This is a genomic window from Paracoccus sp. (in: a-proteobacteria) (assembly GCF_032007265.1).
Lineage (GTDB): Bacteria > Pseudomonadota > Alphaproteobacteria > Rhodobacterales > Rhodobacteraceae > Paracoccus.
Map to the genome: position 1 here is coordinate 1 of NZ_DALZMB010000140.1, position 8320 is coordinate 8320.

General features: G+C 59.0%; 7 protein-coding genes and 1 riboswitch. Of the genes, 5 read left to right on the top strand and 2 right to left on the bottom strand.

From position 1 onward, the window contains the following. From RTS12_RS18920 to RTS12_RS18935, 4 genes are all read left to right on the top strand, one after another. Positions 1-1148 (top strand): ATP-binding protein (locus RTS12_RS18920; RefSeq protein WP_312531280.1); only part of this gene is annotated, 1148 nt, incomplete at its 5' end. Continuing rightward, positions 1141-1827 carry a response regulator gene (locus tag RTS12_RS18925; protein ID WP_312531282.1) on the top strand — a complete coding sequence of 229 codons (687 nt, stop codon included), beginning with the start codon at positions 1141-1143 and terminating at the stop codon, positions 1825-1827. The genes RTS12_RS18920 and RTS12_RS18925, both read left to right, overlap by 8 nt. 795 nt (positions 1828-2622) lie before the next feature. Further along, on the top strand, positions 2623-3633 hold the full coding sequence (locus RTS12_RS18930) for a hypothetical protein (protein ID WP_312531284.1): 1011 nt from the start codon (positions 2623-2625) through the stop codon (positions 3631-3633). A 10-nt stretch (positions 3634-3643) separates the two neighbouring features. Further along, positions 3644-4666 (top strand): GSCFA domain-containing protein, encoded by a 1023-nt coding sequence (locus RTS12_RS18935; protein ID WP_312531286.1) that lies wholly within the window; start codon positions 3644-3646, stop codon positions 4664-4666. Positions 4667-4975: 309 nt separating this feature from the next. On the opposite strand, the gene RTS12_RS18940 is transcribed toward RTS12_RS18935, so the two are convergent. Both RTS12_RS18940 and RTS12_RS18945 read right to left on the bottom strand, forming a co-directional pair. Next, complete coding sequence (locus RTS12_RS18940; protein ID WP_312531288.1) at positions 4976-6241, bottom strand: D-amino acid dehydrogenase; 1266 nt, start codon at positions 6239-6241, stop codon at positions 4976-4978. 44 nt (positions 6242-6285) lie between these two features. After that, positions 6286-6378, bottom strand: a riboswitch (glycine riboswitch). Positions 6379-6503: 125 nt separating this feature from the next. After that, complete coding sequence (locus tag RTS12_RS18945; RefSeq protein ID WP_312531290.1) at positions 6504-7289, bottom strand: SDR family oxidoreductase; 786 nt, start codon at positions 7287-7289, stop codon at positions 6504-6506. Positions 7290-7348: 59 nt separating this feature from the next. Between RTS12_RS18945 and RTS12_RS18950 the strand changes: the two genes are divergently transcribed. Continuing rightward, the coding region (locus RTS12_RS18950; protein ID WP_312531292.1) for a LysR family transcriptional regulator at positions 7349-8320 on the top strand (972 nt) is incomplete at its 3' end.

The following is an 8320-nucleotide window of genomic DNA, read 5'->3' on the forward strand; positions in this document are numbered from 1 at the left end:
GCACGACCGATGACGTACTTTGGGCGGCGGCGGCCCATATCGCACATTCTCTGGAATGCCATTCGCTGATCTTGATGCCTGACGAGGCAGGGGATCTGCAGCAGGTGCAGGGCTTCCCCTCGATCGAGGAAGATCTGGCCCCCCAGATTTTCGCGGCCGCCCTTTGGGCCTATCAAAAGAACCTGCCTGCTGGGGCTGGGACTGATACTTTGCCTGCAACAGATTGGATGTTTCTGCCTTTGGCGACCCAAGGCGCGCCAATTGGGGCGATCGGGGTGCGATTTCTGGACCGTGCACGTGGCCGCGACCCTGAAACGCGGCGCCTGCTGGCCGCGGTCGAGGATCAGGTCGCCGTCGCGGTCGAGCGGATCAAGATCGAATCTGACCTTGAGCGGGCGCGCCTGGCCTCGCAGACCGAAACGCTGCGTGCGGCGCTGCTCAACAGCGTCAGCCATGATCTGCGCACGCCTTTGGTGACGGTGATCGGCTCGCTTTCTGCCATTACTGGGGGCGAGGTCGATCCAGTGACGACGCGCGCGCTGGCGCAAGGGGCCTTGGCCGAGGCTGAACGGCTTGACCGTTACGTTGCCAATCTTTTGTCGATGACGCGGCTGGGCCAGGGTGCCTTGGTGGCCAGACGCGTCCCCACAGATCTGGCCGAGCTGATCGGGCGTGCGCTGGCCGATCTGGCAGGTCCGCTTGCCGCTTATCGTGTCATTGTGGACTTGGCACCAGAGTTGCCACCCGCCATGATCGACCCGGTCCTGATTGGGCAATCACTGGTCAATTTGATGGAAAATGCCACGAAATATGCAGCCGAGAACAGCTTGATCCGCATTTCCGCGCGCAGCGAGCAGGGACAGATCGCCCTGTGTGTCGAGGATGAGGGGCCGGGCATTCCGCCGCCCGAGCGTGCCCGCGTCTTCGAGCTGTTTCACCGCGCGGTTCAGGGCGATGGTCAACCTGCGGGCACGGGCATCGGACTGGCGATCGTCAAGGGCATGGTCGAGGCCAATGACGGCACCGTCGCTGCAATCGAGCCGCCAAGCGGGCAGGGCGCCGCGATCCGGATGTTGCTACCCGTCGCGGGCGCCCCCCTTGCCGATCCTCAACCTTGGGCCAAACCTGCGGAGCAAGGCCATGGCTGATGCATTGCGGATTTTGGTCATCGAGGATGAGCAGCCCATTCGGCGCTTCTTGCGTGTTGTCCTCGAGGGCGCGGGCTTTTCCATGCAAGAGGCCGCAAGGGGGCGCGAGGGCATTACCATGGCCGCCACCGCCGGGGCCGATATCATCCTTGTCGATCTGGGCCTGCCCGATCTTGACGGCAAAGAGGTGATCCGCGCGATCCGGGAATGGTCACAAATTCCGATCATCGTGCTGTCGGTGCGCGCGGATGAGGCGCAGATCATTGCCGCGCTGGATGCGGGGGCGGATGATTATGTCACCAAGCCCTTTGCTGCGGGCGAGCTTTTCGCGCGTTTGCGAGCACTATCGCGGCGCGTAACTCCTAGCGGCAACGCGCAGCCAGTCATTCAGATTGGCCAGTTGGAGATCGATCTGGCGCAACGACTTGTGCGCCAAGGGGGGATACCGGTCGATCTGGCGCGCAAGGAATTCGAGGTTCTTGCGCTTTTGGCGCGCAACGCCGGACGCTTGCTGACCCATCACGACATTTTGGATGCGATCTGGGGACCGGCCCACCGCGAGGATGTGCATTACTTGCGCATCATCATCAGTCACCTGCGTGAGAAATTGGGCGATAGCGCAATGCAACCCAAGCTGATCATCACCGAACCGGGCGTGGGCTATCGCATCGCGCGTTGAAATGGGCGGTCGCCGAGTGTCTCAGCGCGTCGCCAGCTGCCAGATCAATCCATCATCTGCCCGCCCATTATCACTACGCTGATGCCCGAAAATGCCACGCGACATGGGCCGTGATCTTACACATAATTCAGCACATGCTTCCGATTGGTGATTGCCGGATCTGGGGTTTTGACCTGCGGCGCGCTCACGACGTCCTGCCGTCTAGCATAGGCCTAGCTCGGACCTCGCCCGTTATGCGTTAGACACCGGACCGGATTTGGGCGGCGCTGTCATGCGCAGTCAAAGGGCTGCGCACATGGATTGGCGCAGATGGCTTGGCCTTTTTGCCTCCTCGCAATCGACGGCACCTGGCGCAGCTCGAAAAATCATCTGTGTTGCGTCATGGGACGCACTTTGTTTGGATCCATGATCTCCCTAGCCTTCACATAACGGACGGCGCGAGGAACACGCCACTTATGCTCGTTGCTCAAATCACAGCGCCCATATTCGCGACGCCGCAGGACTTTGATTTTTGCGGTTTTTCAGCCCTTTTGCACGCTGAAAGACAACCCAAATGGCAAGGCAAAACCTTGGTGCTCAACCACGTGTTTTGGGTCAGGGCACGATGCTGAAGGGAATTTTCGCCTGCATCTCCACAGGCAAATACAAATATTTTTGAATCATTTGCAGCTATTAAGCTAGATCTATCGTGCAATACTTGCCTCGGATGGGGATGTCTGCAACTTTAACGAAAATCCGTTGGATTATTGGGATGGTGCCGTTCGCGCGCCAGCGGCCAAAAGAAGGGCAAGGCAGATGTTCGCAAAAATCTTTCGCAAGATTGCAAGCAAAATGGCCACGATTGAACCTGCGCGCGACCTTGCCGAAGGGTTGGATTCGGGAAAGCCATTCTTGCTGCCTTTGGAAGGCAAAGTCGTGCCTTTGTGGCTGAACGTGCGCGGGACATCCAAAACACTTGTCATTCACTTTCACGGCTCGGTTGACCGCGAAAAGCGTGTGCCGCCGATCTTTTCGCCGACCCTGCCTGTCAAAGGCGCGCAGCCCTCGCAGTTGTCGATCTCGGATCCTGCCATGCTGGAGCCGGGAAATTTTCGCCTGGGGTGGTATACCGGACAGCCGGGCTTTCCCATGCAGCAGCTTTTGCTGGATGTGATCCAAAAGGCGGCCGACCATCTGGGCGCGGATAGGCTGATTTTCGTCGGCGGTTCGGGCGGCGGCTTTGCCAGCCTTTATTACTCGTGGCATTTCCCCGGAAGTGTGGCGCTTGTGGCCGTGCCGCAGACCAGACTGACCACTTATTACGGCGGCCAGCTGCGCCGTTTTCGCGAAGAGCTTTGGCCGGGTGTCGCCAATACCCGCGCGTTAAGCCGCGAAATCTGTCTGGATGTCTGCGAGCTTTACGCCAAAGAGGTGCCCAATACGGTAATCTATCTGCAATCGGCGGGCGATCGCTTTCATCTTGAGACGCAGATGGCCCCATTTGTCTCGGCGGTGACATCGATCAAGGATTCCCGCTTCATCCTAAAATGCGATTTTTGGGGGCGTACAGGCCATTCCAACTCGGTCGATCCGCAAGAAATTGTGACATGGCTCGAGGCCATTATCAGCAGCCCCACGCTGGAGGTCGATGATCTGTTGCTGAGCCGCTATCAGCTTGGCGCCACCCCGATGCGCCAGATCGAGGCGCCGGCGCCGTCCACTGCAGCACCGCCTGCCGAAAGGCCGCGGGCGGACAAAGGTTTCGCGCCTCAGGACCTTGAACTGGCTCAGATCTTGCGTGCCAGCCTTCTGCCGAAAAGAAAGTGAAGATCCTGCCATGACCAATCCCTATCAAAAACAGCCAGAGCGGGCCTTTTGGAAACGTGCTGTCGGCAATCTTCATGTCGCTGATATGTCTGACCTTTGGCAGCCAATCACCCTGCGCCGCAGTGATCGGGTGGCAACCGCAGGCAGCTGCTTTGCCCAGCATATCGGGAATAACCTGGCCAAAAGGGGCGCGCAGTTTCTGGATATGGAGCCCTCTCCGGTGGCCTTTTCCTCGGTGAATGAGGCGCGCCGTTGGGGGTTTGGCGTCTTTTCGTGCCGATATGGCAATATCTATACCTCGCGCCAGCTGATCCAGCTGTTCCACGAGGCGCATGGCAACCGCACCCCCGCAGAACGGGTCTGGGAGCGAGAGGGCCGTTTTTTTGACGCACTGCGACCGGCGATTGACCCGGTCGGGCAAGCCAGTCCCGAAGATGTCTTGTTGATGCGCGAGGCCCATTTGGACGCGGTCCGGCGCATGTTCAGCGAAGTGGACCTTTTCGTTTTCACCATGGGTCTGACCGAAGGCTGGGAGGATCGGCAGGACGGTACGATCTTCCCGATGGCACCGGGCGTGGTCGCGGGGGAATACGCGCCCGAACGCTATGCGTTTCGCAATTTGCGCTACGCTGAAATTCTTGCCGATATGCAGGAATTTCGCGATGCATTGAAAGCAGTCAATCCAAGGGCGCGCATTTTGCTGACGGTGTCGCCCGTGCCATTGGCCGCGACCGCAACCCAGGATCATGTTCTGGTCGCCACCAGCTACTCAAAATCCGTGCTGCGCGCGGTCGCAGGGGATCTGGTGTCAAGCGACGAGGGGTTCAGCTATTTCCCATCTTACGAAATTATCTCGACCCACCCCAGCAGGGGCATGTTCTTTGAGCCGGACCTGAGGAATGTGAACCTGATGGGGGTTGATCTGGTGATGAAGCATTTCTTCTCAGGTCCCCTTGCCGCCGAGTTTTCGGCCCAGAGCGCACCAACCGAAGAGCTGGATCTGATTTGCGATGAAAGCAAGGTGGACAACTAAGGCAATCAGGCGGGCCTTTTGCAAAATCCGCCGGTTTGCCCAGAATGACGTAGCGTGGGGGATTTGCTTTGCGGAATTTGCCATGCATCGGGCGCTCAGCGCGCGCAGGGTTGGGTTTTTGTGCAGCCATAACGTATGAACTGCCGGACTTGGCGGGCAGGCGGGCCAGATTGATACCGGCCCGTCTGCCTTTCTAAAACCGCAGTTGCTTAGTTCCAGCCCGAGAACGCCTGAGCGTAGACGGGCTGGACAGGTGAAAGTTCGGGCGGTCAACTGGCGGGGGCTATGACAACATCCCAGTAGACAGGCTCACGCCGCCTTTTTGAATTCGGCGCCGTGCACCATAGGCGCGACCTTGAAATTCGCCATCACCGATTGCGTGACCAATTCTGCCGTCGCCGCCGAAAGCGTCCAGCCAAGATGGCCATGGCCGGTGTTGTAAAAAACGTTTTCGCGACGTCCCGGGCCAACTTTGGGCATCATCGAGGGCATCATCGGGCGCAGCCCCGCCCAAGGCACTGATTGACGCGTCGAAACATCGGGGAAATACCGATTGACCCATTCGATGATCGGGCGGATGCGACAGTCGCGAATGTCACGATTGGCGCCCGCGAACTCAGCCGTTCCGGCAACGCGAAAGCGATTGGGCCCGAGACGGCTGGTCACGATTTTGGCGCCATCGTCAAGCAAACTTAGCTGGGGCGCAGCAAGGCGCGATTGTGCATCCTCAAGGTTTACGGTGATCGAATAGCCTTTGACCGGATAGATATTCACACGGTCCCCCAATTGGCGCGCAATCTCTCGGCTGCCGATCCCCGCGCAGACGACGACGGCGCTGTGATGAACCTGGTTCACCTGTCCCTGCGCATCACGCAGACCGATCGTAATGCGCCCATTGTGGCTTTGGCAGGACAGGATCTCGCTTGATAGGGCAAAGGTCACGCCGTGACGATGACAGGCTTTTGCAAGGCCGTTGGTGAACAGGTGAATATCGCCGGTCGCATCGCTGGGGGTGTGAAAGCCGCCGATGAAATTCCCCATCAGTCGCGGCTCTAGCGCCTGCACGCCAGATCTGTCCAATTCGCGCCGCGTGACACCACCTTCGGCCAGAAGGGCCGAGACGCGTCTTGCATGGGCCATCTGCTTTTCGGAATGATAGAAATGCAAGATACCCTGATCGTCGCGGTCAAAGGCAATCCCCTCGAGATCGGCAATTTCGCGCATGCGCTGGCGGGCGGCGACAGCAAGACGGGCGGTCTTGGTGGTGTTGCTGCGGTAATTGCCCATATTGCCCAGAAATTCCATCAACCAGCTGTATTTATGCCAGCTGGGGCGCAGGCTCAGTGACAAGGGCGCATCGGATTTCAGCATCCATCCCAAGCCCTTGATGATCGTCGAGGGATGGTTCCAGACCTCGGCATTCGAGGCGGAAAGCTGGCCGCCATTGGCAAAGCTCGTTTCCATAGCGGGGTAGCGCTGGCGGTCATAGACGGTGACCGAAAAGCCCTGAAGGGCCAGTTCATAGGCGGTGGTGACGCCGGTAATCCCGGCACCGATGACGGCAATGGACTGCATCTTATCCTCCGGATGCAAATGGGTTTGAACACGCCGGATTGGCGCATTCCCCCTCTGTCCTTTTGCCTGAGAGCATCACCGCATAAGCGGCTTTCTCCTTCGGCGGATGCTAGGCATCTCTCTCCAGAGTATCGGTCTGGCAGTCACTTTGCCTGAGAGATTCCGGGGCGTTGCTCCGTCGGCGCGGGCGAACCCGACTCTCCTGTCCAGACCGTTTTGGCGCGCCCCCTTGGGGATGCACCGTGCTGTTTTCGAGATGACCCTAGGCCATAACCTCGCCACGATCAGCCATGATCGCCTGACCCGTCATATTGCGGGCGCCGTCCGAGGCCAGAAACAGATAGCTATCGGCCATATCCGCGGGCTCCATCAGGCCGGGAAGGATCTGATTGCCGGTGATTTCGGCCAAAAGGTCATCCTCGCTGCGGCCCGTTTCCTGCGACATCCGCGCCAATGAGCGCATCGAGGCCATCGTTCGCACCCATCCGGGGCAAACCGCATTGACGCGGATGCCGCGCGGGCCCAGCTCTTTGGCAAAGGTGCGCGTCAGGCCTAGGGTGGCATGTTTCGAACTCGCATAGGCCGAAAAGCCCGGTTCGGATGTGCGGCTCCAGATCGAGCAGGTGTTGACGATATTGGCGCCTTTTGCCGTCATTTTCGGCAAGGCCGCACGGGTCATCAAAAACGTGCCGGTGACATTGATATCGACGATGCGGCGAAAGTCCCGCTCGGTCTGTATCGGGTCGCTGTCGGCCAATGGGGTCAGCAACTCAAGGCCCGCATTATTGATCAAAACATCGATTTGCGCGATGGGCGCTAACGCATCGGCAATCGCCTTGGCCGAGGTGATGTCACAGACAAGACCGCGCACCTCGCGGCCAAACTGGCTTGAAAGTTGGGCAGCCGCGTCGTGTACGTCATCGCCCTCGGCCAGGATGATCAGATTGGCCCCGGCGGCGGCAAAGCCTGTTGCGATGCCATGGCCGATGCCGCGGCTGGCACCGGTTACCAAGACCGTTGTGCCGGAAAAATCAAATTTGAGCTTCATGGGGCCTCCTTGTCATCACGGTCAGAATGGCATTTTGTTTCTTGCGGAAAATTAGATTCATGGCATTTTACATCGATTATTTCGATGTAACTGCCACAGCCGAGGACACCATGCGCCGCCTGCAAGACGTTGATCTGAAACTGCTTCGTACCTTCAAATCGATTGTCGAGGCCGGAGGGCTGACGGGGGCGCAGGCAACATTGAACACGTCGCAATCGACGCTTTCGACCCAATTGGCAGATCTGGAAAAGCGGCTTGGGTTTCGTTTGTGCCAAAGGGGGCGGGCGGGGTTTGCGTTGACCGAACAGGGTCAAAAGCTGCTGACCGCACTTGATGGGTTTCTGGCCGCGGCAGATCAGTTTCAAAACGAAACCGCTTCGATCTCGGGCGAGATGCGCGGAATTTTGCGGATCTGCGTGATGGATGCGCTGTTGAGCAATGCCGCCTGGGATTTGCCCGCCATCTTGCGCGATTTCAATGCAAGGGCCAAGGCCACGCTGATCGATCTGGCCTATGCCTCGCCCGCCGAAATGGAGCGCTTGGTCCATGAGGGCAAGCGCGATATTGCCATCGGTCCGTTTTTCCGCCGCAGTCCGGGGCTGGTTTATCTGCCGCTTTTTTACGAACATCACGCGCTTTACTGCGCGCGCAGTCATCCGCTGTTCCGCGAAAGCGCGGTTCGTGCAGAACGGCTGCGCGAATTTGCCTTTGCGGCGCGCGGCTATCTGCACCGCTATGATGTCGAGCGTGTCGGCCACGTTGATCCCGCAGCGCTGGTCGATACGATGGAGGGGCAGGCGCTGATGATCACCTCGGGGCGATTTATCGGCTATCTGCCCAGCCATTATGCCGAAGGCATCCCAGGCGTGGCCCAGATCAAAACGGCCGATGCCAGCGATTACCTGTCGCCGATCATGCTGGTTCACCGCCCGGGCGCGACCGAGAATATCTTGATCCGCAACTTTCTTAACCGCGTGGGGCTCTGTTGCACAATTCGGCTGATGGCCAAGGCTCCCCTTTCCCCGGACGGA

Bases quoted from the DNA above. Each gene is read 5' to 3' on its own strand.
- RTS12_RS18930 (WP_312531284.1), top strand. From the start codon at position 2,623: ATGTTCGCAAAAATCTTTCGCAAGATTGCAAGCAAAATGGCCACGATT.
- RTS12_RS18940 (WP_312531288.1), bottom strand. From the start codon at position 6,241: ATGCAGTCCATTGCCGTCATCGGTGCCGGGATTACCGGCGTCACCACC.
- RTS12_RS18935 (WP_312531286.1), top strand. From the start codon at position 3,644: ATGACCAATCCCTATCAAAAACAGCCAGAGCGGGCCTTTTGGAAACGT.
- RTS12_RS18925 (WP_312531282.1), top strand. From the start codon at position 1,141: ATGGCTGATGCATTGCGGATTTTGGTCATCGAGGATGAGCAGCCCATT.
- RTS12_RS18945 (WP_312531290.1), bottom strand. From the start codon at position 7,289: ATGAAGCTCAAATTTGATTTTTCCGGCACAACGGTCTTGGTAACCGGT.